Here is a 24,992-nt window from a genome sequence, read left to right on the forward strand (position 1 = left end):
AGCACCGGAGCGCAGAACTGACAAAGAATGCGAGGGTTTGTCTACATGCTGAAACCTCGCTTTGAAAGAAGCGAGGTCGAAATGTTGTTATTCAGATACAGGCAATACTGCACCGTCATATTTTTTGTCGATGAATTCTTTGATTTTATCAGAGTGAAGAACTTCCATTAATGCCTTGATCTTATCTGATTTTTCGTCACCTTTGCGAACCGCAACGATGTTTGCATATGGGTTGTTCTTTGTTTGCTCAAGTTCGATTGAATCTTTTTTCGGATTCAATTTATTTTGGATCGCATAGTTGACGTTGATAAATACAGCATCGCCTTCACTGTTTTCATAAGCTTTCGCAGTTAATTCAGGCGCGATTTTTTTGAATTTTAGGTTCTTTGGGTTTTCTTTAATGTTCTTTACTGTTGCGTTGATTGTATCAACCTTTGGATCAAGCTTGATGACACCAGCATTTTGCAGAAGGGCAAGCATACGGCCTTGTTCAGCTACGTTGTTTGTCATGATGATTGTGCCGCCGTTTGGAATATCTTTTACTGATTTGTATTTCTTAGAGTAGATACCGAAAGGCTCAAGGTGAACCGCACCAGCACTCACTAGGTTATAATCTTTGTTTGATTTATTTTCTTCGTTTAAGTAAGGGATATGTTGGAAAAAGTTCGCATCCACTTCTTTTTCAGCTAACGCTTTGTTGTACATTTTATAATCGCTAAGTACTTTCACTTTTAAATCGTAGCCTTTTTCTTTTAGAAGTGGTTTTGCTTCTTCAAGAATTTCGGCATGCGGCGTTTTTGATGCGGCAACCGTAATGGTTTTGCTTTCACTTGCGTTATTAGATGAACCGCACGCAGCTAAAATACCTGCAAATGCTAGAAATAGTGCACTTAAAATCAATTTCTTCATGAATAAATCCTCCCTTAACGTTTATCAATTTTATTTGTAATCAAATCACCGATTATTTGAATAATAAAGACGATGATCAGAATAAACACAGTGGCTACAAGTGTGACATCTGTATTACCAGATTGGTACCCTTCCACATAGGCGAGGTCACCAAGTCCGCCTGCTCCAATTGCACCTGCAATCGCAGTAGAGCCAATTAGAGCAATCGCTGTTACGGTAATACCTGAAATAAGGGCTGGCAATGATTCTGGCAGTAATACTTTGAAAATGATTGTCGACGTTTTTGCTCCCATTGATCGTGCTGCTTCAATGACTCCTTTGTCTACCTCACGCAGTGCAATCTCGACAAGACGTGCATAGAACGGAGCTGACCCTATGACAAGGGCAGGGAGTGCTGCATTTGGGCCAAGAATCGTGCCCATAATGAGTTTTGTAAATCCTAATAATAGAATGATTAGAATGATAAAAGGAATCGATCTGAAAATATTGACGACTGCCCCAATGACGGTGTTAATCGGTTTATTTTCCCAAAGACCGCCTTTACTCGTTAGAAAGAGTAATAGTCCAAGGATAATACCAATGGCAAAGGCAAATGCCAATGAAATCAGTGTCATATACACCGTTTCACCTGTTGCACTCCAGATGACGTCTAAATCAACGTTCGGAAACCATTTCTCAAACATGTGTCATCACCTCGATTTCAACCTGTTTGCTTTGGATATAGGCGATGGCTTTTTCTACCTCAGTCTCTTCTCCATTAATGTGGATAAAGAGTGTTCCAAACGCGCCTTCCTGCGTTTGAGAAATCTTCCCTTGAAGGATATTCACATCGACATTGAAGGATCGAATGATTTCAGTGATCAGCGGCTGCTCGGCAGAGTCTCCAATAAAGGACAACCGTACGACCTGACCTTCTTTTACTCGTTCTAAGACGTGCTCGATTGTTTCTTTCGCTTCCTCTGGTTCTGCAAGCTGTTTCACAAATCGTTTCGTCATTTCTTCCTTTGGCTGTCTGAAGACGCGTAATACTTCGCCTTCTTCGACAATGCGTCCATTTTCCATGACTGCGACGCGATGACAAATTTTGCGAATGACGTGCATTTCATGTGTAATGAGCACAATCGTGAGCCCTAATCGTTTATTGATATCCGCCAAAAGCTCAAGGATCGAATCGGTCGTTTGCGGATCTAGCGCAGATGTCGCTTCGTCACATAGAAGAACCTTTGGATCATTCGCTAATGCTCTCGCAATGCCGACACGCTGTTTTTGCCCGCCGCTAAGCTGAGACGGATACGCATTTTCTTTTCCTTCTAAACCGACCAATTTAATCAGTTCATTCGCACGTTCTCTCCGTTTTGATGTCGGTACCCCTGCGATCTCAAGCGGGAACATAATATTTTGTCTCACCGTTCTTGACCAAAGTAGGTTAAAGTGCTGGAAGATCATGCTGATTTCTTGTCTTGCTTTCCGAAGTTTCGCATTCGATACTTCATTGATCCGGTTGCCTGCCACTTCAACAATTCCTTCTGTTGGCAGCTCCAGACCGTTTAATAGGCGAATAAGCGAGCTTTTTCCTGCACCACTATACCCGATAATTCCGAATATTTCACCTTTATCAATATCCAAGTTGACGTCTTTCACGGCATCAACATTTCCGCTTTTTGAATGATACGTTTTTGATACATTCTGTAAATGAATCACAGTCTGATCACCTGCTTTCTTGCTGAATCTATAGGTTTCCATCACATACGTTATTTATTCTTCTTTCTGTCATGACTCTAGCCTGACGTCAGGTCAGTAAAAAAGACCTAACTGCAACGCAAGCAGAAAGGCCTTTTATGTCAATTACGCCTTTCTCTCATCTTTCAAAGCGCTGCGGCTTTGAGTGAATTGGCACCAATTTCAGCTATGCTGACGGTTGCCGGGTTTCATAGGGCACGTCCCTCCACCTCTCTTAATAAGAGAAAATATGTTGTTTTATGTGATGTTCATGTTTTTACTAACGTAGAATATCATGCTATCTCCGATATGTCAACGCTGTAAATCGCTAATTTCCAAGTAAACAACTACGTTATCATTTTTCGAAAAAAACCGTTCGTCAGCCAAAGCACTGCCTCTAGTCTAAGGAGCGCACGGAATGACCCTTTGACTTTGACTTGTCCTCTGCTGATTAACTGCTGTAAGGACATATCTCCATCTAATAATTGTAGAATCTCTTTCCTCTCACCATAAAAGATGAGATCCGATAACTCAATTGCAGGTAGTTTCTTCACTTCACCACGTTCATCCACAATCAATGTACAAGAGTCAGTTTCCGCCTCAAATGTAATCTTCAAGGATGATGATGAGAGCAGCGGTTTTAATAATAAACGCTGCCCTGTGTTACCATGGGCTTTCACATTTTCCACATGTATAACCTCCCTGTCATTTGGTTATACATAACATTTCTCTACAAACATCTTCTTGTCCTTTATAAATAACTCGACAAATTTTCAAATGAATTTCTTGAAATATGACAAAAAACCGCTTTATTTAGCGGTTTCAATCATTTCATGAAGATATGGAACTGAGTGAAAGGCATAGCCTTTTTGCACCAATTCTCCTTTTTTAAACAGTAGAAAGCAAGGAACACTCTCGATCTCAAATGCTTTTGCAAAGCCTGGTGAATAGTTTAAATTGTTTTCGTAAAATGGTACATCCGGCTGCATGGCGTCTACGACTGCCAGCATTTTCTTTGCCAGCTGGCATGTTCCGCAAAACGGTGTATATAAGTATAAAAGAAATAAATCGTCCTCTATCTCTTTGAATTCGTGTTCTTCAATTTCTTTCATAATACGTCCACCCTCATAAATATTTCGAATGAACATCAATGTTTGCAGCTAATAGGATAGATGCAATGTGGGCTGCCGGTGAAGCGGCCACTTCGCGGTACGTTCTGTCGACAAAAAGATGAAGTGCTTCAGGGAATTCTTTTCGAAATTGCTTCCGCAGTTTGTCGCCTGCATCGTCACTGTCTGCTAATATGTAAACGTCTTTCCCCACTAAATCGTCCACAAGCTGGTCCAGCTTCGATGTACTGATCGTGCCATTGGTGCAAATGATGGTAACAGGTTCACTTATGACTTCTTTCAGCTTTTGTTTGTCTGTTTTACCTTCTACAATGATGACCTTTTCTATCTCGACATTCATCACGATCACCCGGCCCTTTTGACGTTGATTCACTTCTTCCTTAGATTACAATCTTTCATTCAGGTTGTAAAGATTGAGTGCCTCATCATCAAAAAGACTGCAGTTTTTGTTCACTGCAGTCTCCTCTGTGATTAGCACCACCCATTTTCATCGTCACAGTCTACATATTTTTCTGTCCCATCGGTCAATGTATCCGTTAGACGATAAAAACGATTTTGATCATAGGAATATCCCGATTTCAGCTCATATTGGTTTTCACTAATCATTGTGCCAATCTCTTCATTTTGATGATAAAGCACCATGCCGCTTTCTTTGAATCGTCCAGTGACATGCTCTGTTATATCCACCTGTTCTTTTTGAAAAGACAAATTGGACACCCCCCATAAAGGTAGAGTGTCCAATTTCACATGAATTAGTCTTCTTTTGTCATTTCTTCATATTGCTCAGCAGTCATTAAGTTCTCGATTTCAGATGCATCAGCTGGTTCTACAACGATCATCCATGCTTTTTCATAAGGAGAGTCGTTGACGAATTCTGGGCTGTCATCCAGCTCATCGTTCACTTCGACGATTGTGCCATTGATCGGTGCATAAAGTTCAGAAACTGTTTTCACTGATTCTACACTTCCGAAAGGCTCGTCCGCTGTGATTTTGTCTCCTACTTCAGGAAGCTCAACGAACACGATATCGCCCAGCTCAGATTGAGCAAAATGCGTAATACCGATACGCACCTTATCTCCTTCTACTTTGACCCATTCATGTTCTTCTGAATAACGTAAATCTTTTGGTGTGCTCATTCAATACCCCTCCAGTCTTTTCTTACAATCTATATTGAAGATACCACAATCTGAATGAAAGTTACATCATTTCCAGACGCTTTTAAATGTATCTTCGTTAAATCCAACTGTTACTCGTTTACCGTCTGTTGTAATCGGGCGCTTGATCAGCATTCCGTTAGACGCGAGTAATTCTAGCTGCTCGTCCTCTGACATTGCAGGAAGTTGATCTTTCAGCTGCAGCTCCCGGTATTTTTGTCCGCTTGTATTAAAGAATTTCTTCAGCTCTAAACCGCTTTTTTCGTAAAGGGCTTTTAATGTTTCTTTATCCGGCGTCTCTTCGACGATATGTATGCTGTTGATGTCTTTATTGTGTGCTTCCAGCCACTTTTTTGCTTTTCGGCATGTACCGCAAGATGGGTATTCGTAAAAATCTAAAGCCACCATTTTCACCTCCTGCAAATTGTGACAACATTTTATCACAAAATATTTTAAAAACCTAAATGTATGCTTACAAAAAGGTGCGGAGTGATATCCGCACCTTTTAAGCCATCCTTATACGATATATTTCTCTGCTTCAAAGATTCGTTTTGCCACTTCACGCTTTTTGGCGATGACATTGATTGGAGTAAATCTTGTCAGCTTGCGAAGGGCTGACAGGCTCATGCGGAGTGAATCTCCTTCCTCCATCGCAATCAAGGATTCTTTTGCATGGGCTTCAATCTTTAAGAAAGCCTCCTGCGTGAAAATTTGTGTGTAAGCCAGCTTTTGAGCGTTCTTTTCTGCGCCTGATGCAGCGATTGCCTTTTCCGTACGCAAAATTGCTGATTCAGCAGCAAAAATTTCATTGACGATATCGGCTATGTTCACAAGAATTTCTTGCTCTTTGTCTAAGGCTTTCCCGTATTTCATGGCTGCCATACCAGCCACCATTAAAGCGACTTTTTTCGCATGGGCGAGCAAATATTTTTCTTGATCGAGCGGCTGATCGCCTGGCTCTTCCGGCATCATCATCATTAGCTCTTCCTGTAAGGTCTGCGCTTTTTGAAGCAGCGGAAGCTCTCCTTTCATCGCTTTCTTCAAGAATGTACCTGGTACAAGCAAACGGTTGATTTCGTTTGTCCCTTCAAAAATCCGGTTAATTCGTGAGTCGCGATAGGCTCTTTCGACCTCGTATTCTTGCATGAATCCATATCCGCCGTGAATCTGCACGCCTTCATCCACAATATAATCTAACGTTTCAGAGCCAAGGACTTTACAGAGAGAACATTCAATCGCATATTCCGCAATGGATTGAGCAATTTGTTTGCCGTCTTTTTGCTCTTCGTCACTTAATAGACCCATCCGCTGTTCAAATAATCCAACCGTACGGTAAACAGCACTTTCCATCGCATAGAGCTTTGCTGACATATTGGCTGCTTTTTCACCAATTAAGCTGAATTGAGAAATTGGTGTTTTGAACTGCTTACGCTGGTTCGCATATTCTGCCGACAATTGAATGACGCGCTTTGATGCACCGATTGTGCCAACTGCCAGCTTATAGCGTCCGATATTTAAAATGTTAAAGGCAATCACATGTCCTCTGCCGGCTTCACCAAGCAAATTCTCCTTCGGTACTTGGGCATCTTCAAGAATTAATGTTCTCGTCGATGATCCTTTAATGCCCATCTTTTTCTCTTCAGGTCCCGTTTTGACACCTGGAAAATCCTTTTCGACAATAAAAGCAGAGAAGTGTTCACCATCAATCTTCGCATACACAACAAAGACATCGGCAAATGCGGAGTTTGTGATCCACTGCTTTTCTCCATTGAGGACATAATGGGTACCTGCTTCATTCAGAACCGCAGTTGTTTTTGCTCCAAGAGCGTCAGAGCCTGATCCTGGCTCAGTGAGTGCGTACGCCGCAATGGTTTCACCAGAGGCGAGTCCTGGCAGGTACGTTTCCTTTTGCGCTTGATTTCCGAAGAGCACGATCGGCAGAGAACCAATACCGACATGAGCGCCATAGGAAAGTGAGAAACTGCCTGCTCTAGCGAATTTTTCAGTAATGATTGCTGAACTGATTTTATCCAATCCAAGCCCGCCGAATTCTTCAGGTACATCGGCTCCTAGAAGGCCAAGCTCACCAGCCTTTTTGAGAAGCCTGACCGAATGCTCGAACTCATGGTTTTCAATTTGATCTATATGCGGAACCACATCTTGTAAAATATAATCCTCTGTTGTCTTTCCAATCATTTGATGTTCATCAGAGAAATCCTCCGGTGTAAAGATATGCTCATAATTCGTCTCATCAATTAAAAAGCTTCCACCCTTTTTTACATCTTCCAATGCTTTCATCCTGATTTCCCCCTTTAGATCAATTCAAAAATGCCTGCTGCTCCCATGCCCCCGCCGATACACATTGTGACAATGCCAAATTGCTCGTTTCGCCGTTTCATTTCATGAATAAGTGACAGCGTTAGTTTCGTTCCTGTACAGCCGAGCGGATGTCCAAGCGCAATTGCCCCGCCGTTGACATTCACTTTTTCTTCATCAATTCCTAAATGGCGAATGACTTGAATTGCCTGAGAGGCAAACGCTTCGTTTAATTCAAACAGACCAATATCCTTCAGCTCAAGTCCAGCGATTTTCAGCGCACGCGGTATGGCTTCAACCGGACCGATTCCCATCACCTCAGGCGGTACACCGCCAACAGCAAATGCTCTGAATTTAGCGAGCGGCTGAAGAGAAAGTGAGGATGCTTTCTCGCGGTCCATCATCATCACACACGCAGCCCCGTCACTTGTTTGAGACGAGTTCCCTGCGGTCACCGTACCTTTTGTCGAAAAGGCTGGACGCAAAGTGGAAAGAATCTCTTCCGTTGTGCCTGCTCTCACACCTTCATCCTGTGAGAACGTGAATTGATGCTCTTCCAATTGATATTGCTCTCCTACCCGCCGGTCTGTTACATCAACGGGCACAATTTCATCAGAAAACTTCCCTTCTTGAAGTGCCTTTGCTGCCTTTTGATGACTCCTCACCGCAAAGGCGTCCTGATCTTGACGTGTGACCTGATACTTTTGCGCCACTTGCTCTGCCGTGTGCCCCATGCTCATGTAGTATTCAGGTGCTTGCTCTGCCAAGAGAGCATTCGGACGAATGGAATGCCCCATCATCGGCACCTGCGACATCGATTCGACTCCTCCGGCTAAAATCGTGTCTGCCTGACCGAGCATAATTCGTTCACCCGCATAAGCGATAGACTGAAGACCAGACGAGCAGTAGCGGTTTATGGTGATGGCAGGTACCGTATAAGGCAGTCCCGCTAGTGCTCCAATATTTCGGGCTACATTTAACCCCTGCTCTGCTTCTGGCGTTGCACAGCCGATGATCAAATCATCTATTTGACCGTCGTATTCACCGGCACGCTTTAACGTTTCTTTTACACATAATGCGCCCATATCATCAGGCCGGACATGTTTTAATGATCCCTTTTTCGCCTTCCCTACTGGTGTTCTTGCGCCAGCGACAATGACTGCTTCTCTCATTTTGACTCCCCCTTAGTTACGTAAAGGTTTTCCTTTGACGAGCATGTGCTGCATACGTGCCTGTGATTTCACTTCTCCTACAAGACTTAAAAAGGCTTCTCTTTCAAGCTCTAATAAGTATTGCTCCTCTACCTCTGTTCCAAATGGCAGTTTCCCGCCGGAAATGACATGAGCTAATTTTTTTACAATGGTCATGTCATGCTCTGAAATGTATCCTGACAGTCTCATATTTTCAGCAGCCAAAATCATCGCTGCATAGCCTGTTTCTCCCATGACCGGCACCTTTTGCTTGAGCGGCGCGCGATAACCGGCTTCATCAAGAGAGAGCACCAGTTGTTTTGCATCATAGATCAGGTGATCTCCGTTCATACTAATCCGGTCGCTCACGCGGAGCATGTTCATATCCCGCGCTTCCTCAGCTGAAGTTGATACTTTTGCCATTGCAATTGTTTCAAATGTTTTCAGCGTGGCATCCTGTATAGCCGTCTGCGACGGCTTCGCTGCTCCTTGCAGGTGACGAATATATAATTCTTTATTTCCACCGCCCCCTGGGATCAGTCCAACTCCCGCTTCCACAAGTCCCATGTAAGTTTCGCTGGACGCCTGTATAGCCGCTGCCGGCAGACAAACCTCCGTACCGCCTCCTAATGTCATCCCAAACGGTGCGGCTACGACTGGGCGGTCGCTATATTTCACCTTCATCATCGCCTGCTGGAAGCGCCTGATCACAAAGTCAATTTCAAAGAAATTGTCGTCCTGTGCTTCCATTAAAATTAGGGCAAGGTTGGCGCCAACACAGAAGTTCTTCCCTTGGTTTCCGATGACAAGCCCTTTGTAATTCTTTTCCGTCTCATCAACAGCGCGATTGATCATATCGATGACATCTAGTCCAATGGCATTGCTTTTAGAGTGAAATTCGAGCAAGGCGACATCATCACCAATATCAATCAAGCTCGCACCAGAATTTTTGAAGATGACGTCCTGTTTCTTTTTCAATCTAGCTAAAGAAATATGTTTGTCGTTCCCTTTTTCCTGTACGTAAGCCCCATCCTGATAAAACGCACGCTCTCCATCAGCATTCTCTTGATAGAATGTGTCGTGTCCTTTTGACAGCATGTCTTGCACCCATGCTGGGATGCTGTGGCCTTCTGCTTCCATGCGCTCGGCGGCTTTTTTGACGCCTATTGCATCCCACAGCTCAAATGGGCCGTGCTGCCAGCCGAATCCCCATTTCATTGCGTTATCGATGGACTGAATATCATCCGCAATTTCGCCTTTTAGATGCGCTGAATAAAGAAGTACGGGCGCTGTCATGTTCCAAAGCAATTGCCCTGCACGGCCATCTTGATAAATAAGCGCTTTCAACTTTGCTTTTGCACCCTTTTGCTGTTTCGCCATTTCAATGCCTGGATCTTTTAGCTTTGTGCGTTCACCATATGTGAGCGTCACTGGATCAAGCTCTAAAATAACCTTGCCATTTTTTTGATAAAATCCTTGTCCTGCCTTGCTGCCAATCCATCCTTTTTCGAGCATTCTTTCAATAAACTCAGGCAGCTGGAAAATCTCTTTTTCCTTTCCTTCTACCTGTTCATAGACGTTTCGTGCCACATGAGAAAATGTGTCAAGCCCCACTACATCGAGTGTACGGAAGGTCGCACTTTTCGGTCTTCCAATGAGAGGTCCTGTGACAGAATCCACTTCTCCAATGGTGTATTTGTTCTCAAGCATTTCACGCACTGTGACAAGAAGCCCATACGTGCCAATGCGGTTTGCAATAAAGTTCGGTGTGTCTTTAGCTTCAACCACACCTTTGCCGAGTACATCCTCGCCAAATGTTTTCATAAATGAAAGTACTTCTGGATCGGTTTCCTGAATAGGAATGATTTCTAAGAGCTTTAAATAACGAGCTGGGTTAAAAAAATGTGTGCCTAAAAAGTGGCGTTTAAAATCATCTGATCGCCCTTCTGCCATTTTTTCAACCGAAATACCAGATGTATTGCTCGAAACGATGCTTCCTTCTTTGCGGTGTTCGTCGATGAGAGAGAATACGTGTTGTTTTATGCTGAGCTTTTCAGTGACGACTTCAATGATCCAGTCAGCATCGTGTAATAAGGAAAGGTGGTCTGTGAGATTTCCCGGTGTGATGTATGATAGGTTTTTTGCTGAAGTAAGAGGTGCTGGCTTTTGCTTTAACAATTTTTTCATCGCTTCTTGACTTAATCGATTCCGAACACTAGGGTGATCAAGCGTTCTCTTTTTCGCCGTTTCTTCCTTTGTCAGTTCATTTGGCACAATATCTAGCAGTGTTACTGGTATCCCGATATTGGCTAGATGCGCAGCAATGCCTGATCCCATGACACCTGAACCAATGACAGCCGCCTTGCGAATATGTTTGCCCATAAATATCCCCCTAAACATTTTGAATGAACAGTCATTCATTTTTTGTCCAAAAAAAAGCAATGCCTCTTTCTTTATCTTAAAAGATTTTCCGAAACAGTTCAATAGCGGATTTCAAAAATTTACACATTCTCATGTGCCTTATTTTGCGGTGTATGAATTAAAGATCAAAGGGAATTGTAAGAATGGAGGTGATGTCCACATGTCTCGTTTGAAGAAAAACCCATCGAAAGCAGGCGTAAGTGCTGCAAGTGTAAAAGGAAACGCAGGTCCATCACAGGAAGCAGACCTAGGCGGGAAAAAAACCAGTCAAAATCAGCAATATAAAAAGAATCAGTAAGGAAACAAAATCGTAAGGAGGAACACATGTTGAACAATCAGCCAATGAATATGCCCCCAGAAGTCATTTCAGTGAAGGATTCCTTGTACTTAGAGGATATGCTCAACTGGAACTTGATCGCCATGAAAAAGGCTCATTTTATGGCCGAGCATTGCCAGGATCAAACATTGAAACAAGAATTAAATCAAGTTGGCCAAATGCATCATCAGCATTACACACAAATTCTTCAGCATTTAGGCAGCTCAGGGCAAGGCCAGTCTACTGGCTTTATGCAATAGGAGGAAAAAACATGGAACAGCAAAACCAACAAAAAATCGGGAATCCACAAACCCCGGTTCCCACAACTACAAACATGAACGATCGTGATTTCGTTACAGATCTCTTGTCTACTGAAAAATACATGACAAGTGGATACAACACAGCGCTCAATGAATTCAGTCATGAATCTCTTTACCAGGATATTCAGCGAATTGCGCTGGAAACACAGAAAACACAAAGACATTTATATGATGTCATGTTCCGATATGGCTGGTATTCTGTTGAAGCGGCTGATCAGCAAAAGCTCCAGCAGACACACCAGAAATTCCAGCAAACACTGACAGATCAATCTCCGTACGGATCATCACAAATGTCATAAGAAAAAAACTGCCAGTCTGATGCTGGCAGTTTTTTAACGGTCTTTATTGGCGCGATGAGCTTCGTTCAACTGTTTGATTCGTTGAATTGTTTCTTTGATTTCTTCTTTTGCTTCCGGATACGTTTCATTGAAATGCTTTGCTAGCGGCGGCATGCTTTTGGCAATATGAGAGTAGATCACCCATTGTTTCACATCTTGTTTCAGCTCGTCTGTTGATTCACCGAGCAGCAGCTCTGTATATTTATCAAGCAAGCCTTCCAGCTTTTCATCTAATTCATTTCCCATTGATATTCCGCTCCTTTTTCAGAAAAAAGCCTGACTCTGTGAGACACAGATGTCAGGCTTTTGACATACGATTATCTTGCAGCAAGAAATGTTTCAGCTTGCGCTTGCTGCACAATACAGCGTCCTCTACCGTGCGGAATACATAATGGTGTTCCAAATAGAGGATCTGTTGTCACTTGGCAATTCATATCAAAGACATTTTTCACGAGATCACAATTAATCACTGTTTCTGGTCTGCCTTCTGCATAAATTGACTTGTCTTTAATCGCGACAAGATGATGAGCATATCTGCATGCGAGATTGAGATCATGAAGAACCATCACAATCGTGCGCTGCTCTTTCTCATTTAAATCAAACAGAAGGTCCAAAATTTCGATTTGATGCGTCATGTCTAAATATGTCGTCGGCTCATCTAACAAAATAATATCGGTCTCTTGGGCCAGCGTCATCGCAATCCATGCACGCTGCCTTTGTCCACCTGATAATGAATCAACGGTCCGATCAGCAAGGTCTTCCATCTTTGTTGACTTCAATGCGCGATTCACTGCTTCTTCATCTTGCTTCGACCACTGCTTCAGCCAATTTTGATAAGGATATCTTCCTTGCTTCACTAACTGATGCACAGTTAATCCTTCTGGCGCTTCTGGTCCTTGTGGAAGAATAGCGAGCTGTTTCGCTACTTCTTTTGTTGGTAATTTTGCAATGGAATGACCTTCAAGCAGGACAGAACCACCCATTGGCTTCATAAGACGCGCCAAAGAGCGAAGTAGCGTGGATTTACCGCATCCATTACTGCCAATAAATACTGTGATTTCACCCTTAGGGATTGATACATTTAGTTCATCGATGATCATTGTTTCTCCGTAGCCTAAGCTTAAACCTTCAGTAGAAATGGCACTCATTCCGCTCAAACGCTCCTTTTCTCATCCAAATTTTTATATGAAATATCGTCTATGTACAGACGTAAAAGATCACTTATCTCAATTTAGTGTATCAGATTTAAGTGATCTTGAAAATCATTTTCAATTAAAAAATGAGAAAGTCTCGTTTATTTCTTCCTTTGGAATGTCCGTTTGGTCCCATCCTCGAGCTTCAGATCGATCTGAATCCGCTGATAATCATCATCTAAATTAAAAGCAGCTAATAGTTCATTTACATACGCTTCATTGATCTTTGCACTAGGAATCGACATATCATTCAGCTTCATCTTCATCTCGCGCAAGGCTTCTTCCCCTTCATAGCGGACCCCATTCATATGATCACGAATAATTGCCTCCTCTTTGCCTCTTGCCTGACGGTAGGTCGCTTCGTATAATTCGTTTTTCTGTCCATATTGTACATGCAGATGCAGATGCTGAAATGGCAGTTCCTTCATTTGAACAGCTGACAGACTTTCTGCCTCTGCTTCATGTGTTTGTTGTAATGGTTCAATTGATTGACAGCCGGACAGCATAAAGAGCAGCACTCCTATTTGTCCCGCCTTCTTCCAACACATCATGTGTTTCCTCCTATTTCATAGCATCGCTTTTTATTCTTCTCCAGGCTCCTTTTTGTTATTCAATAAAACATCTCACTATGATAAATTTAAACAAAAAGGAGAACCGGATGATGAAAAAAACAGCCATTGTAACTGGTGCCAATAGCGGCTTTGGCAAGCTCATCACGATACGTCTCGCCAAGCAGGGCTATACAGTGATTGCCGGCGTCAGACAGGAAACCAATGCAAAAAAGCTCGCTGAAGAAATCGAGCAAGCCTCTTTATCCGGCATGATACATATTGAAGCGTTAGATGTGACGGATACGCAGTCGATCCAAGCATTTCAGAAGAAACTTCATGCCTACGCACCTATTACCCTGCTTGTGAACAATGCGGGAACAGCCTTTGCTGGTTTTGCGGAAGAGATTCCTGTTGACACGTACCGCCAGCAATTTGAAGTGAATGTCTTCGGTGTGATGGAAATGACCCAAGCAGTCCTGCCGTTTATGACGAGCGGCGCAAAGATTTTCAATATGAGCAGTATCAGCGGATTAATGGGAATGCCTGCACTTTCTCCATATGTATCGTCTAAGTTTGCGTTGGAAGGCTATACAGAAAGCTTACGGATTGAACTAGCTTCGTTCGGTATCCAGGCGGCCTTAATTGAGCCGGGCTCTTTCCAAACAAATATTTGGAATACCTCCATGAACGAGCAAATGATTCGGCCAGCAGAGGGATCGAAATACATAAAACTCTATCAAAAGATGATGGCCCATATTGATGCCCAGAAATCCAACTATGGAGATCCTCGTGAAGTGGCAGCGCTTGTTGTTCGGTTAGCAGAGAAAAAGCGGCTGAAACGGCTGAGATATCTTGTTGGAAAAGGCGTACGACTTTCATTCACAGCAAAACAGCTTCTGCCGTGGAACATGTGGGAACACCTCATACTGCGTACACTCTCTTCAAAAAAATAAGCACAAAAAAACAGGTGGATATGTTGACCTCCACCTGTTTTTTTCATTTATTCGCTCTCTGACTGTCCAAGGGTAATATCTAAATTTTTGTTCTTTCCTTCACGGATGACAGTCATTGTGGTTTTATCGCCGACTTTTGTTTCTTTGTAAAGAATTTCTTTCAGCTGAGAGCTGTTCACTACGTCTTTCCCTTTGAACTTGATGATGACATCTCCAGATTTCAAGCCTGCTTTTTGCGCAGGTGAACCTTTTGAAACATCCTTTACGTAAATGCCTTTGCCGATTTGTTTATCAAATAAGCCGAGCGTATTTTCCTGATACGTCTCAGGCACTTGCTCAAGGTCAATCATTTGTACGCCAAGGTATGGACGTTCAACTTTTCCATTTTTCAACAGCTCATCTACAATCGGTTTGACATCGTTACTTGGGATCGCAAATCCGAGTGATTCCACACCGCTTTCGCTGATTTTCAAGCTGTTAATACCAATGACTTGACCATCTGTATTGATCAGTGGCCCCCCGCTGTTTCCTGGGTTAATGGCTGCATCTGTTTGCAGTACATTCATCTCCACTGTACCAGATGACGTATTTGCTTCTACGGTACGATCAAGACCACTAATGATTCCTTCTGTCACAGTACCTGAAAATTGTGCACCGAGCGGATTCCCAATGGCAATAACTTTATCTCCAGCACGAAGCTTAGAAGAATCACCAAAGCTTGCCACTTTATCAATGCCGTCTGCATTGATTTCAACAACGGCTAAATCTGTCATGACATCACTGCCGACAAGCTTTGCATCTTTTGTTTTACCATCGTATAGTGTGACCTTTAATTTATTGGCCCCTTCGACAACGTGGTTATTTGTAATAATGTACGCTTTTTTACCATCTTTTTTGAAAATGACACCAGAGCCTGTTCCAGCTTCAGCTTCTGTTTGATCACCGCTCAGGCCAAATGAATTTTGTGTAGATTGATAGTTTGAGACCCCTACAATGGTGGGCTCTAAATCTTCTACCATATCAGCAACATTTGTCGCATTGGTGATTTGTTTTGTCGAGAAATTATCTGAGGCTGCCGGCTCACTTGATGCGGTCTGCGTTTGCGTGTTGGCAGCTGTATCCTGTGACTGCGGCAAAAGCGGTGTAATGCCAAGTACAAGACCCCCGCCAATAATTCCTCCAAGAATCGGGCTGAGCCATGCCGCCTTCCGCTTTTTCTCCTTTTTTGACGCACGGTCATCCACCATTTGAGGAGAATGATTCGTCACACTCTCCTGCGCGGCAGATGCTTCGATTTCATGCTGGTGTAAAACGAGTTCCTTCTCTTTTTCTGGTGCGTCTATTTGTTTCTCCTTCTCTTGATGGGTATCTTCTTGATGGTTCATTTCATTGTCTTGATTCGTGTTTTCTGGATGATTCATCTTATTCTCTTCATCTTCTCTTCGGAAATCCATCGCTTGCACTCCTTTACATCATGTTTCATTTCATATGTCTAGATAGGACTCATGTCCTCTTAATGGAAAGATCATTGAAAAATACTTTATGGCAATATGTCAAATTATATAATACTTATTCATAGAAAAAAAGCAAGGTGCGCACATTGATGAAAAGCACCTATTCATCCGCCTTTTGTCTATGCCCTTTTTTCCCTTGACCTTATCATAATCAAACATTATGGGATAATGATGAGAAGAATATGTGAAATTGTGAAAAAAGCGTGTGATTGTTGACATGCCGCCTTTGTATCCCGTTATAATGACGTTGAGAGGATGTGGAAGACTTTGTCGTACACCATTTATTTAGTTGAAGATGAACAAAACTTAAATGAACTGTTAACCAAATATTTAGAGAGTGAGGATTGGAATGTCTCCTCTTTTTTAACCGGAGAAGCGGCACGCGAGGCAATGAACAAGCCGCCTCATCTATGGATTTTAGATATCATGCTGCCTGATACAGACGGCTACACCCTCATTAAAGAAATCAAAGCCGCATCACCTGACGTACCGGTCATTTTCATTTCAGCACGTGATGCCGATATCGACCGTGTCCTCGGCTTAGAGCTGGGAAGCAGTGATTATATTGCGAAGCCGTTTCTTCCGCGTGAGCTGATCATTCGGGTACAAAAGCTGCTGGAGCTTGTGTATAAAAACAATGATACTCCGCAGCAGCAAAGCGTCACAACCGTTTCTTCTTATGTCATTCATGAGGATGTAAGAGAGGTGTATGAAGAGGGTCAGCTCATTACCTTAACTTCTAAGGAATTTGACTTGCTGCTTTTATTTACACATCACCAAGGACATGCTTTTTCTCGTGAAGATATCCTCGTCAAAATTTGGGGACACGATTACTTCGGGACAGATCGTGTAGTCGATGACCTTGTTAGACGGCTGCGCAAAAAAATGCCCGACTTAAAGGTCGAGACCATCTATGGATTCGGTTATAGGATGCTAAAAGGATGAAGAACAAACCGCTCGCTTTTCAAATTTGGGTTGTGATCTCTGGCATTTTGCTCACCATTTCCATTGTCCTGATCATTCTATTTTCTAATACATTACGTGACTTCTTCACAAATGAAATTTATAAAAATATTGAAAATGAACAGCAAGTGCTGACAGAATATCCATTAAACCGAGACGGCTCGCCAAAGTCGACACCGGAAAACCGCTCCGTGCAGCACATTTTGATTCCGTCAAATGAATTAGATCAAATGGCGCAGTTTTTTCCGCATGCCTTTATTGAGAAAATCCAATCGTTTGTGAAAAAACAAAAAAGCGCAACGAAACGGTATTCTGAAGAGGTGAACGGCCAGCATATCTTTTTTGTCATCAAAAAGGTATCATCAGGCAATACACCATATATTCTTCTATCCTATGCACCAGATTCTTATCGAGACGACCTGTCCTTTACGCTGTTTAAACAGCTGATCTTTATCTTAGGCACCGTTATTTTACTAAGCTGGATTCCATCGATTTGGCTTGCCCGCTATTTATCCCGACCAATCGTTGCGTTTGAAAAACACGTCAAACGGATTGCACAAGAGGACTGGGACGATCCTGTCATCGTTGACCGGCAAGATGAAATTGGCAAGCTTGGTCATACCATTGAAGAAATGAGACAAAAACTCATTCAAAAGGATGAAACAGAACGGACACTTTTGCAGAATATTTCACATGACTTAAAAACACCTGTCATGGTCATCCGCGGCTACACGCAGTCCATTAAAGATGGTATTTTTCCTAAGGGAGATCTTGAACAAACGGTGGAAGTCATTGAAGGTGAAGCGGAAAAGCTTGAGAAGAAAATCAAGGATCTGCTGTACTTAACAAAGCTTGATTATTTATCAAAACAACATCCCGCACATTCTTCCTTCCTAATCAGTAATACGATGCTAGAAGTGGTCGACCGAATACGCTGGTCGAAAAATGAATTGCAGTGGAACGTGGACTTAGATGATGAGGCTGCTCTTGAAGGCGATCCAGAACAATGGAGCAAATTATTTGAGAATGTACTAGAAAATCAACTTCGCTACGCAAAAAGTAAGATTGATATTCAGATGAAACAGGAAGAGGATCAAATCCGCATTGTTATTCGAAATGACGGTCCTCCAATTGAAGAACATATGCTGTCCAACCTATACGAACCTTTTAGTAAGGGAAAAAAGGGCGAATTCGGTATTGGATTAAGCATTGTCAAAAGAATCCTTTCAATGCATCAAGCGTCCATATCTATTGAAAATGATGATCTAGGTGTACGTTATACAATCATAGTTCCAAAGAAGAGACTGTAGGTTTTTGACCGCAGTCTTTTTTAGATGAATGAATACCCATTGAAATCACGGTATGTGGCTTTGATCTTTTTGCCAGCTTGATACATCCATTTCTTTTCAATTGTTGTCTCTTTCGGCATTTTGACTTTTTCTACTTGAATCCCTTTTGTTCGCAAGCGTCTAATCATATCATCAATTTCTCTCATGGAACATCATCCTTTCACATATTTTGACCAGTTGGTCACCTTACTTTATAATATAAAGAATTACACTGTAAAAAACAAGTTACAATCTGATTAATTTTTGAAAACTTTCGTCGTTTATGACCGATAAGTCATATCTCTTTGCGCACGTTTCCTAAGACATTTGTCTCTCGGTAAGAAAGGATGACATTCATATTGAAAAAGAAAGAAAAAATGATCATTGAGGCTGGCATGAAATTATTTGCCAGCAAAGGCTACAACACAACGTCTGTTCAGGAAATTGCGGATGAATGCCACATGTCAAAGGGTGCTTTTTATCTTTATTTTAAATCAAAGGAAGCATTGCTCATTTCGATCCTTCATTACTATTACGATAAGGTATTTACCCGGATTCATGAGGTTCAAACAGAGGGCGGCACACCAAAAGAAGCCTACCGAAAACAGCTCACTGTCTATTACGATAATATTTTGCAGCAAAAGGATTTTATTAAAATGCAGCTGAGCGACAGGGCGCTTCCACTGAATGAAGAAACGCAGCAGCTCGCAAAACAAATTAGGCTTGCGACCATCCAGCTTCACATTGATAACATTAAACAAGTATATGGAGATGCTGCAATTCCTTATATGGCTGATTTATGTTTGACGATTGAGGGCATGAGCCACGTTTATTTCGAGCTGGCGATTTTATATGATTTTCAGCTGGAAGCAGAAGAACTTGCCACAACCATGATTCATCGTATCGATGATTTGATGGGCGGTATGATGAAGCGAAATGACCTTCCTCTCATTTCTGTAGATCAAGCGAGCGATTGGTTTGGCCCGATTTATGAACGGTCATTCGATCCGCTCACAGAATCTCTTTTAAAGGAATTAAGAGAGATTGCTGAATCACAATATGAAGTGAAGAACGAACCTGAATTATTTGAAGCGCTTGGCATACTAGAAAATGAATTAAACAAACAAAAACCAAGACAAGTCATCGTGAAAGGCATGCTGTACCAATTAAAATTATACGCACCGCTTCAAACCAACTCTGAGTCACTTTTGCGTATTTTGAAAGAGGATCATTTGTAAACACATCACTTTTAATGAAAAAAACCAGGGGCAGCCGCCCCTGGTTTCTTATTTTGCTTTCGGTGTCACCATTTCTTCTGGTTTCACAAATTGCTCGAACTGCTCCTCTGTTAGCAGCTCTAATTGAAGTGCTGCTTCTTTAAGTGTTAATCCTTCTTTGTGAGCAAGCTTCGCAATTTTCGCTGCATTTTCATATCCGATGTGCGGGTTAAGTGCCGTCACAAGCATCAATGAATTGTTCAAGTTTTTCTCAATTGTTTCTAGGTTTGGTTCGATTCCAACTGCACACTTGTCATGGAATGAGTTCATGCCGTCAGCAAGTAGTTCAACTGATTGCAGGAAGTTATAAATGATGACTGGCTTGAATACGTTCAGCTCAAAGTTTCCTTGGCTTGCCGCAAAACCGATTGTGGCATCATTCCCCATGATTTGTGCTGCAATCATAGTTAAAGCTTCACTTTGAGTTGGGTTGACTTTTCCTGGCATAATAGAGCTTCCCGGCTCATTTTCAGGAATGATCAATTCGCCAATTCCACAGCGTGGGCCACTTGCAAGCCATCTCACATCATTGGCAATTTTCATTAAATCAGCTGCAAGTGCTTTTAAGGCACCATGCGCATACGTAATTTCATCATGGCTTGTCAGCGCATGGAATTTGTTTGGTGAAGAATTGAATGTTTGACCTGTCAGCTGGCTGATTTCCTCAGCAACATATTGACCGAACTCAGGATGTGCGTTAATGCCTGTACCAACAGCAGTTCCGCCAATGGCTAATTCTCTCATTTTTTCAGTTGATTCTAGAATCATTTCTTTTGAACGGTCCAGCATGTATACCCAGCCGCTAATTTCTTGACCAACTGTCAGCGGTGTTGCATCCTGCAAGTGCGTACGGCCGATTTTCACAATCTCTTGATACGCTTTTGCTTTCTCATCAAGAGTTGTTCTTAACTGGTCAATAGCAGGCAGCAACTTTTTGTACACAGCTAAAACAGCTGCCACGTGCATAGCCGTTGGGAATGTATCGTTTGAGCTTTGGCTGCGGTTAACGTCATCATTCGGGTGAATGCTGAACTCACTATTTTTATCTTTCAAATAAGCAGTTGCTCTATTTGCAACGACTTCGTTCATGTTCATGTTACTTTGTGTTCCACTACCTGTCTGCCAAACAACAAGCGGGAAATGCTCGTCATACTTTCCGCTGATGATGTCATCACATACAGCAGCAATTGCTTCTGCTTTTTCGCTTTCAAGGTTGCCAAGACGCTCGTTGGCAATCGCTGTGCTACGTTTCAAAATTGCAAACGCATTCACAACTTCCTTTGGCATTTTCTCAGAACCGATTTTGAAATTTTCTTTGCTTCGTTGTGTTTGTGCACCCCAGAACTTGTCCTTCGGCACTTTGATTTCGCCCATTGTATCTTTTTCGATTCTAAATTCCGTCATTATGTATCCCTCCATAGCTTCTCATCACTCAACTCTATTCTATACAAAAAACGAAAATCCTTTAAGCGTTTTCAATTAAAATTTTATCTTTATTTTAATTTTAGTTCAATATAAACGCGAACATCCTTCGAATATTTGTATTTTGGGTTCGTTTTTCCGTAGTCCTTTGATGTATATGTCACCTCATAATGCTTGTCAAACGACTGTAGAATACGGTCGATCTCCTCTTTTGTTCCTGCTAAACGAATCTGTGCCATCTTGTTTCCTCCAAAACCCTCATTCTTTCTTTTACCACAAAATAATGTAACACAGAATATTGTTTTTTCAAGCAGGTAATGCTAAGAAAAAGATTTGAGGCGGGTGATCCGAATGAATCAAACTCCATTAAAAGAGCACTTATACGATAACCTCTCCGTCATCCTTCCACAATTAAAAGAAATGGACGACTTGGTTCATGAGAAAAAAACGCTGCCTCACGGACAGGTTGTTTACTATTTATACATAAAAGAAATGAACGAAACGATGGAGATTCAAACCTTTTTAAAGCTGCTTCTCCAAGATCATACGTCTCTCACAAAAGAGAAGCTGGAATCCAATTTATCGATGATGACCACCCGTTCGGTGAAGACTTCTGAGGAATTGGTCGCTGCGATTTTTGATGGGCATTGCGTGGTACTGATTAACGGTTTTCAGCATGCGTACATTTTAGAAACGCATGGAACGAAGAAACGCAGTATAGGGGATGCTACCTCTGAAACAGTTGTGAGAGGACCGAAAATTGGCTTTATTGAAGATTTAGATACGAACTTAGCTCTTGTAAGACAGCGCTTGAAAAACCCCGATCTCAAAACGGTTGATATGAAGATTGGACAAAAGAAGTACACCCAAGTGACCATCATGTACATAGATGGCATGGCTCAATCGTCTGTTTTAAAAGAAGTGAAAAAACGACTCAAGCAAGTCACCATTGATGATATACAAGACTCTGGGGTTCTTGAGGAACTGATTGAAGACAATGTGTACTCTCCTTTTCCGCAAATCCAAAACACAGAACGACCGGATAAAGTGGCGTCTGCTTTAAATAATGGACGTGTCGCCATTTTTGTTGATCATTCTCCTTTTGTGTTAATTGTACCTGCTTCTCTCGCGACGATTATGCAATCACCTGATGATTATTATGAAAGGTGGATCGCCGCCTCTCTCATTCGGATGCTGCGGTTTACCTCTATCTTTCTGACATTATTTTTATCAGCTATTTATATTGCGCTTGTGTCCTTCCATCAAGGACTGTTACCAACAACACTGGCTATTTCGATCTCAAGTACAAGAGAAAATGTCCCATTTCCTCCTATTGTGGAGGCACTCATTATGGAAATAACGATTGAGCTGCTGCGGGAAGCGGGTTTAAGGCTGCCAAATCCGCTCGGTCAAACGATTGGACTTGTAGGTGGAGTTGTCATCGGACAGGCGGCCGTTCAGGCTCATATTGTGAGCTCAATCATGGTGATTATCGTCAGTGTGATTGCCCTTGCGTCCTTTACTGTTCCTCAATACGGGATGGGCATGTCGTTCCGCGTGCTCCGCTTTGTGTCTATGTTTACGGCAGCTACTTTGGGTTTATATGGGATTGTGCTGTTCATGCTCGTTCTCCTTACTCATTTAACACGGCAAAAAAGTTTTGGTACGCCTTATTTTTCACCAGATTTTGTGTTCAGCTATAAAAATGAAGACAATTCCATCATTCGATTGCCTTTGAAAAATCAAAAGAAAGGAGAACGATATGGTCAATCATAAAGAGTCGATCACCAGCTATCAGGCAAGTGCCATTATTGCCAATACAACATTAGGTGCAAGTATGATGATTCTGCCAAGAGCAATGGCTCAAGCTGCAGCTACACCTGACGGCTGGATTGCGCTCTTGCTCATGAGTGCCATTTACATTGTATTTATTTTTGCGAATGTCCTTATGATGAAAAAAGTCCCCTTCTCCTCTTACTATGATTATACAAATGAGGGTCTTGGAAAGTACATTGGCGCTCTTGCTAACATATTGATTATTATTTATTTTCTTGGCGTTGCCAGCTATGAAGTACGAGCGATGTCGGAAATGGTGAAGTTTTTTTTGCTTCAAAACACACCTGTAGCAGTGACAATGATCAGCTTTATTTTGGTTGGCCTTTATCTCGTAGTCGGTGGGATTGGTGATTTTGCCAGACTGTGCCCCTTTTTCCTCATTGTCACCTTGATTATCTTATTTGTTGCATACGGACTCAGTGTTCAAGAATTTAAGTTAGATAACCTCCGGCCTGTTTTAGGAGAGGGATTCTCCCCTGTCTTCAAATCCCTTAACGCATCAGCCATTTCGTTTGTCGGCATTGAAATGATATTGTTTATGCCTGTCTATATGAAAACGCAAAAACACACCTTTGCTTATGGCGCAGTCGGCTTTTTGATTCCTGCGATCATCTATATTTTCACCTATATTCTTGTCGTTGGTGCGTTCACGGTGAAAGAAACAGCGACTTTGACTTGGCCGACGATTGCCTTATTTCAATCGTTTGATATACAAGGAATCTTTATTGAGCGAATCGAATCCTTTTTGCTCATCGTTTGGCTTGTTCAACTTTATACGAGCTTTGTAGGATATACGTTTTTTGCTGCAATGGGGTTATCAAAACTCACAAAATTCCCTAAAAAGATCGTGCTCGCGCTGATGGGAATTGTCATCTACTTTGCCGCCATTTTCCCAAAGGATGTTGATACAGTGCGCAATTATTTAACGTATGTAAACCATTTATTTTTCCTTTTATTCGGTATCCTCCCGTTTCTCTTATTTATCATCGTGTTTTTGAAAAGGAGGCGGAAAACAGCATGAAAAAGAAGAAGGTCTTTGCATTACTCGCCCTTGTTCTATTAAGTGGATGCTGGGATAGTACCAATATTGAGGAGCTCAACATGGCGATTGGTTATGGCTTAGATAAAGGAGATAACGGTCATAAGCTGAAAATATCTATGCAAGTCCTTGTTCCTCAAAAAATTGAACAGGAATCCAGCGTAAAAGACCCAACAAAGATTATTGAAACTAGCGGTGATTCCGTGCATCAAATATTCCGAACAACGACTCTCAAAAGCCATCGGATTTTCGCCCAGCAGCTGAGGGTGTATTTATTTTCTGAGGAGCTTATCAATGAAAATAATTTCGACCTCGTCATCAATCAATTTATTCGCGACAATGAAACGCGGAGAGGAAGCCTTGTCTTTATGACCGCTGAAAAGCCTGGAGACTTGCTGAAAATCAATGATGATGGGCAGCCTGCTTCTTCTACATTATATGATATTTCGGGGAATACAAAATCGACCATCCGTATGTTAAAGCCTGTTTCATTAGGAGATATTTCTACTGCTATGCAAAACAACGTATCTTTTGCTGTTCCGAAAGTCAGTGTGGATCAAGGGAAATTAATACTCGACGGTGCCTCTATTATTAAAAACAAACGATTTCTCACCGACATCTCTCCGTTAGCCGTGCAGTCATACAACCTGTTGACAGGGGAAGGAAAAGGCGGAGTCATTGAATTTGAATATGACCACAGCATCTATTCTTATGAAATATTTAAACTGAAACACAACATTGAAACGAAGAAAACAGCCAGCGGAAGATATCAATTTGATGTATCCGTAGAACTTGATGGAAGATTATCTGAGGATTGGAATGAGCGTGAGAATGCATTTAATGAGAAGTATCTTCAAGAGATTGAGGGTGCAGTGGAGCGTCAATTAAAGAAAACTGTAAAAGATTTCATTGGGGAATTACAGCATGAGATCAAAGCAGATATTTGCGGGTTTTCTCAAAAAGCGAGTATTGCGTATCCGAAGGACTTTCGAAAAGAAGCGAAGCATTGGGATGAGATTTTTAGTGAATCGGACATTCGTTACAAGGCAAATGTGAAAATCCGTGACTTCGGGACTAAGGGCGCAACACAATCTTTATAGAGT

General features: G+C 42.0%; 29 protein-coding genes and 1 riboswitch. Of the genes, 10 read left to right on the forward strand and 19 right to left on the reverse strand.

Annotated elements, in window-relative coordinates; all coding sequences use genetic code 11:
- Window positions 1-87 precede the first annotated feature (87 nt).
- From metQ to QR42_RS14900, 12 genes are all read right to left on the reverse strand, one after another.
- Window positions 88-909 (reverse strand): methionine ABC transporter substrate-binding lipoprotein MetQ, encoded by an 822-nt coding sequence (gene metQ, locus QR42_RS14845; protein ID WP_024423400.1) that lies wholly within the window; start codon window positions 907-909, stop codon window positions 88-90.
- A 14-nt stretch (window positions 910-923) separates the two neighbouring features.
- Window positions 924-1,592, reverse strand: a complete 669-nt coding sequence (locus QR42_RS14850) for a methionine ABC transporter permease (protein WP_034623843.1) — start codon at window positions 1,590-1,592, stop codon at window positions 924-926.
- The gene (locus tag QR42_RS14855) at window positions 1,585-2,610 is read right to left on the reverse strand and encodes a methionine ABC transporter ATP-binding protein (RefSeq protein ID WP_024423402.1); all 1,026 of its coding nucleotides are present in this window, start codon (window positions 2,608-2,610) and stop codon (window positions 1,585-1,587) included. The genes QR42_RS14850 and QR42_RS14855 overlap by 8 nt, the downstream gene beginning before the upstream one ends.
- A gap of 154 nt (window positions 2,611-2,764) precedes the next feature.
- A riboswitch (SAM riboswitch) is annotated at window positions 2,765-2,873 on the reverse strand.
- A gap of 102 nt (window positions 2,874-2,975) precedes the next feature.
- The gene (locus QR42_RS14860) at window positions 2,976-3,317 is read right to left on the reverse strand and encodes an SCP2 sterol-binding domain-containing protein (protein ID WP_024423403.1); all 342 of its coding nucleotides are present in this window, start codon (window positions 3,315-3,317) and stop codon (window positions 2,976-2,978) included.
- 120 nt (window positions 3,318-3,437) lie between these two features.
- Window positions 3,438-3,740 (reverse strand): thioredoxin family protein, encoded by a 303-nt coding sequence (locus QR42_RS14865; RefSeq protein WP_024426005.1) that lies wholly within the window; start codon window positions 3,738-3,740, stop codon window positions 3,438-3,440.
- Window positions 3,741-3,753: 13 nt separating this feature from the next.
- Window positions 3,754-4,098, reverse strand: a complete 345-nt coding sequence (locus tag QR42_RS14870) for a toprim domain-containing protein (protein WP_039183305.1) — start codon at window positions 4,096-4,098, stop codon at window positions 3,754-3,756.
- 131 nt (window positions 4,099-4,229) lie between these two features.
- Window positions 4,230-4,466, reverse strand: coding sequence for a YusG family protein (locus QR42_RS14875; protein ID WP_039181284.1), 237 nt, complete (start codon window positions 4,464-4,466; stop codon window positions 4,230-4,232).
- 44 nt (window positions 4,467-4,510) lie between these two features.
- Window positions 4,511-4,894, reverse strand: coding sequence for a glycine cleavage system protein GcvH (gcvH, locus tag QR42_RS14880; protein ID WP_008347039.1), 384 nt, complete (start codon window positions 4,892-4,894; stop codon window positions 4,511-4,513).
- 66 nt (window positions 4,895-4,960) lie between these two features.
- On the reverse strand, window positions 4,961-5,317 hold the full coding sequence (locus QR42_RS14885; protein ID WP_024423406.1) for an arsenate reductase family protein: 357 nt from the start codon (window positions 5,315-5,317) through the stop codon (window positions 4,961-4,963).
- Window positions 5,318-5,428: 111 nt separating this feature from the next.
- The gene (locus QR42_RS14890) at window positions 5,429-7,210 is read right to left on the reverse strand and encodes an acyl-CoA dehydrogenase family protein (RefSeq protein ID WP_039181287.1); all 1,782 of its coding nucleotides are present in this window, start codon (window positions 7,208-7,210) and stop codon (window positions 5,429-5,431) included.
- 14 nt (window positions 7,211-7,224) lie between these two features.
- On the reverse strand, window positions 7,225-8,400 hold the full coding sequence (locus QR42_RS14895; RefSeq protein WP_039181290.1) for an acetyl-CoA C-acetyltransferase: 1,176 nt from the start codon (window positions 8,398-8,400) through the stop codon (window positions 7,225-7,227).
- Window positions 8,401-8,412: 12 nt separating this feature from the next.
- Window positions 8,413-10,800: a 3-hydroxyacyl-CoA dehydrogenase/enoyl-CoA hydratase family protein gene (locus QR42_RS14900; protein WP_039181292.1), complete on the reverse strand. Its 2,388-nt coding sequence runs from the start codon at window positions 10,798-10,800 to the stop codon at window positions 8,413-8,415.
- Between the two features lie 199 nt (window positions 10,801-10,999).
- On the opposite strand from QR42_RS14900, the gene QR42_RS19150 reads away from it, so the two are divergent.
- Genes QR42_RS19150 through QR42_RS14910 form a run of 3 tightly spaced genes read left to right on the forward strand, consistent with a single transcriptional unit; the run spans window position 11,000 to window position 11,774 of the window.
- Complete coding sequence (locus tag QR42_RS19150; RefSeq protein ID WP_003212904.1) at window positions 11,000-11,137, forward strand: YuzL family protein; 138 nt, start codon at window positions 11,000-11,002, stop codon at window positions 11,135-11,137.
- Between the two features lie 26 nt (window positions 11,138-11,163).
- The gene (locus tag QR42_RS14905) at window positions 11,164-11,415 is read left to right on the forward strand and encodes a hypothetical protein (RefSeq protein ID WP_047202428.1); all 252 of its coding nucleotides are present in this window, start codon (window positions 11,164-11,166) and stop codon (window positions 11,413-11,415) included.
- An 11-nt stretch (window positions 11,416-11,426) separates the two neighbouring features.
- Window positions 11,427-11,774: a spore coat protein gene (locus QR42_RS14910; RefSeq protein ID WP_039181293.1), complete on the forward strand. Its 348-nt coding sequence runs from the start codon at window positions 11,427-11,429 to the stop codon at window positions 11,772-11,774.
- A 33-nt stretch (window positions 11,775-11,807) separates the two neighbouring features.
- Here QR42_RS14910 and QR42_RS14915 read toward each other — a convergent pair whose 3' ends face one another.
- The 3 genes from QR42_RS14915 to QR42_RS14925 form a co-directional block, all read right to left on the reverse strand.
- The gene (locus QR42_RS14915) at window positions 11,808-12,059 is read right to left on the reverse strand and encodes a YusU family protein (RefSeq protein WP_039181295.1); all 252 of its coding nucleotides are present in this window, start codon (window positions 12,057-12,059) and stop codon (window positions 11,808-11,810) included.
- A 71-nt stretch (window positions 12,060-12,130) separates the two neighbouring features.
- Window positions 12,131-12,961 carry an ABC transporter ATP-binding protein gene (locus QR42_RS14920; RefSeq protein WP_008347057.1) on the reverse strand — a complete coding sequence of 277 codons (831 nt, stop codon included), beginning with the start codon at window positions 12,959-12,961 and terminating at the stop codon, window positions 12,131-12,133.
- A 146-nt stretch (window positions 12,962-13,107) separates the two neighbouring features.
- Entirely contained in the window at window positions 13,108-13,554 is a 447-nt protein-coding gene (locus QR42_RS14925) for a YusW family protein (RefSeq protein WP_180272447.1), read from the reverse strand.
- A gap of 113 nt (window positions 13,555-13,667) precedes the next feature.
- Between QR42_RS14925 and QR42_RS14930 the strand changes: the two genes are divergently transcribed.
- Window positions 13,668-14,510 (forward strand): oxidoreductase, encoded by an 843-nt coding sequence (locus QR42_RS14930; RefSeq protein ID WP_212042556.1) that lies wholly within the window; start codon window positions 13,668-13,670, stop codon window positions 14,508-14,510.
- A gap of 47 nt (window positions 14,511-14,557) precedes the next feature.
- On the opposite strand, the gene QR42_RS14935 is transcribed toward QR42_RS14930, so the two are convergent.
- Window positions 14,558-15,964 (reverse strand): S1C family serine protease, encoded by a 1,407-nt coding sequence (locus QR42_RS14935; protein WP_039181302.1) that lies wholly within the window; start codon window positions 15,962-15,964, stop codon window positions 14,558-14,560.
- Window positions 15,965-16,291: 327 nt separating this feature from the next.
- Between QR42_RS14935 and QR42_RS14940 the strand changes: the two genes are divergently transcribed.
- A complete protein-coding gene (locus tag QR42_RS14940) occupies window positions 16,292-16,969 on the forward strand; it encodes a response regulator transcription factor (RefSeq protein ID WP_039181305.1) in 678 nt (225 codons plus the stop codon).
- Window positions 16,966-18,297, forward strand: coding sequence for a HAMP domain-containing sensor histidine kinase (locus QR42_RS14945; protein ID WP_039181308.1), 1,332 nt, complete (start codon window positions 16,966-16,968; stop codon window positions 18,295-18,297). Before QR42_RS14940 ends, QR42_RS14945 begins: the two co-directional genes overlap by 4 nt.
- Before the next feature lie 20 nt (window positions 18,298-18,317).
- Here QR42_RS14945 and spxO read toward each other — a convergent pair whose 3' ends face one another.
- A complete protein-coding gene (spxO, locus tag QR42_RS19495) occupies window positions 18,318-18,482 on the reverse strand; it encodes an anti-adapter protein SpxO (RefSeq protein ID WP_003212782.1) in 165 nt (54 codons plus the stop codon).
- 192 nt (window positions 18,483-18,674) lie between these two features.
- Here spxO and QR42_RS14950 point away from each other — a divergent pair, with 192 nt between their 5' ends.
- Window positions 18,675-19,553 carry a TetR/AcrR family transcriptional regulator gene (locus tag QR42_RS14950; RefSeq protein ID WP_039181310.1) on the forward strand — a complete coding sequence of 293 codons (879 nt, stop codon included), beginning with the start codon at window positions 18,675-18,677 and terminating at the stop codon, window positions 19,551-19,553.
- A 48-nt stretch (window positions 19,554-19,601) separates the two neighbouring features.
- Here QR42_RS14950 and fumC read toward each other — a convergent pair whose 3' ends face one another.
- Both fumC and QR42_RS19155 read right to left on the reverse strand, forming a co-directional pair.
- Complete coding sequence (fumC, locus tag QR42_RS14955; RefSeq protein WP_024423418.1) at window positions 19,602-20,996, reverse strand: class II fumarate hydratase; 1,395 nt, start codon at window positions 20,994-20,996, stop codon at window positions 19,602-19,604.
- 89 nt (window positions 20,997-21,085) lie between these two features.
- Window positions 21,086-21,253 carry a YvzF family protein gene (locus QR42_RS19155; protein WP_003213147.1) on the reverse strand — a complete coding sequence of 56 codons (168 nt, stop codon included), beginning with the start codon at window positions 21,251-21,253 and terminating at the stop codon, window positions 21,086-21,088.
- A 112-nt stretch (window positions 21,254-21,365) separates the two neighbouring features.
- Here QR42_RS19155 and QR42_RS14960 point away from each other — a divergent pair, with 112 nt between their 5' ends.
- From QR42_RS14960 to QR42_RS14970, 3 genes are read left to right on the forward strand one after another with little or no spacing between them, the layout of a single operon-like run.
- Window positions 21,366-22,790 carry a spore germination protein gene (locus tag QR42_RS14960; RefSeq protein ID WP_039181313.1) on the forward strand — a complete coding sequence of 475 codons (1,425 nt, stop codon included), beginning with the start codon at window positions 21,366-21,368 and terminating at the stop codon, window positions 22,788-22,790.
- The gene (locus tag QR42_RS14965) at window positions 22,777-23,871 is read left to right on the forward strand and encodes a GerAB/ArcD/ProY family transporter (RefSeq protein ID WP_039181316.1); all 1,095 of its coding nucleotides are present in this window, start codon (window positions 22,777-22,779) and stop codon (window positions 23,869-23,871) included. Before QR42_RS14960 ends, QR42_RS14965 begins: the two co-directional genes overlap by 14 nt.
- A complete protein-coding gene (locus QR42_RS14970; RefSeq protein ID WP_039181318.1) occupies window positions 23,868-24,989 on the forward strand; it encodes a Ger(x)C family spore germination protein in 1,122 nt (373 codons plus the stop codon). The genes QR42_RS14965 and QR42_RS14970 overlap by 4 nt, the downstream gene beginning before the upstream one ends.
- The last annotated feature ends 3 nt before the right edge of the window (window positions 24,990-24,992 follow it).

It is taken from the genome of Bacillus sp. WP8, from assembly GCF_000800825.1.
Lineage (GTDB): Bacteria > Bacillota > Bacilli > Bacillales > Bacillaceae > Bacillus > Bacillus safensis.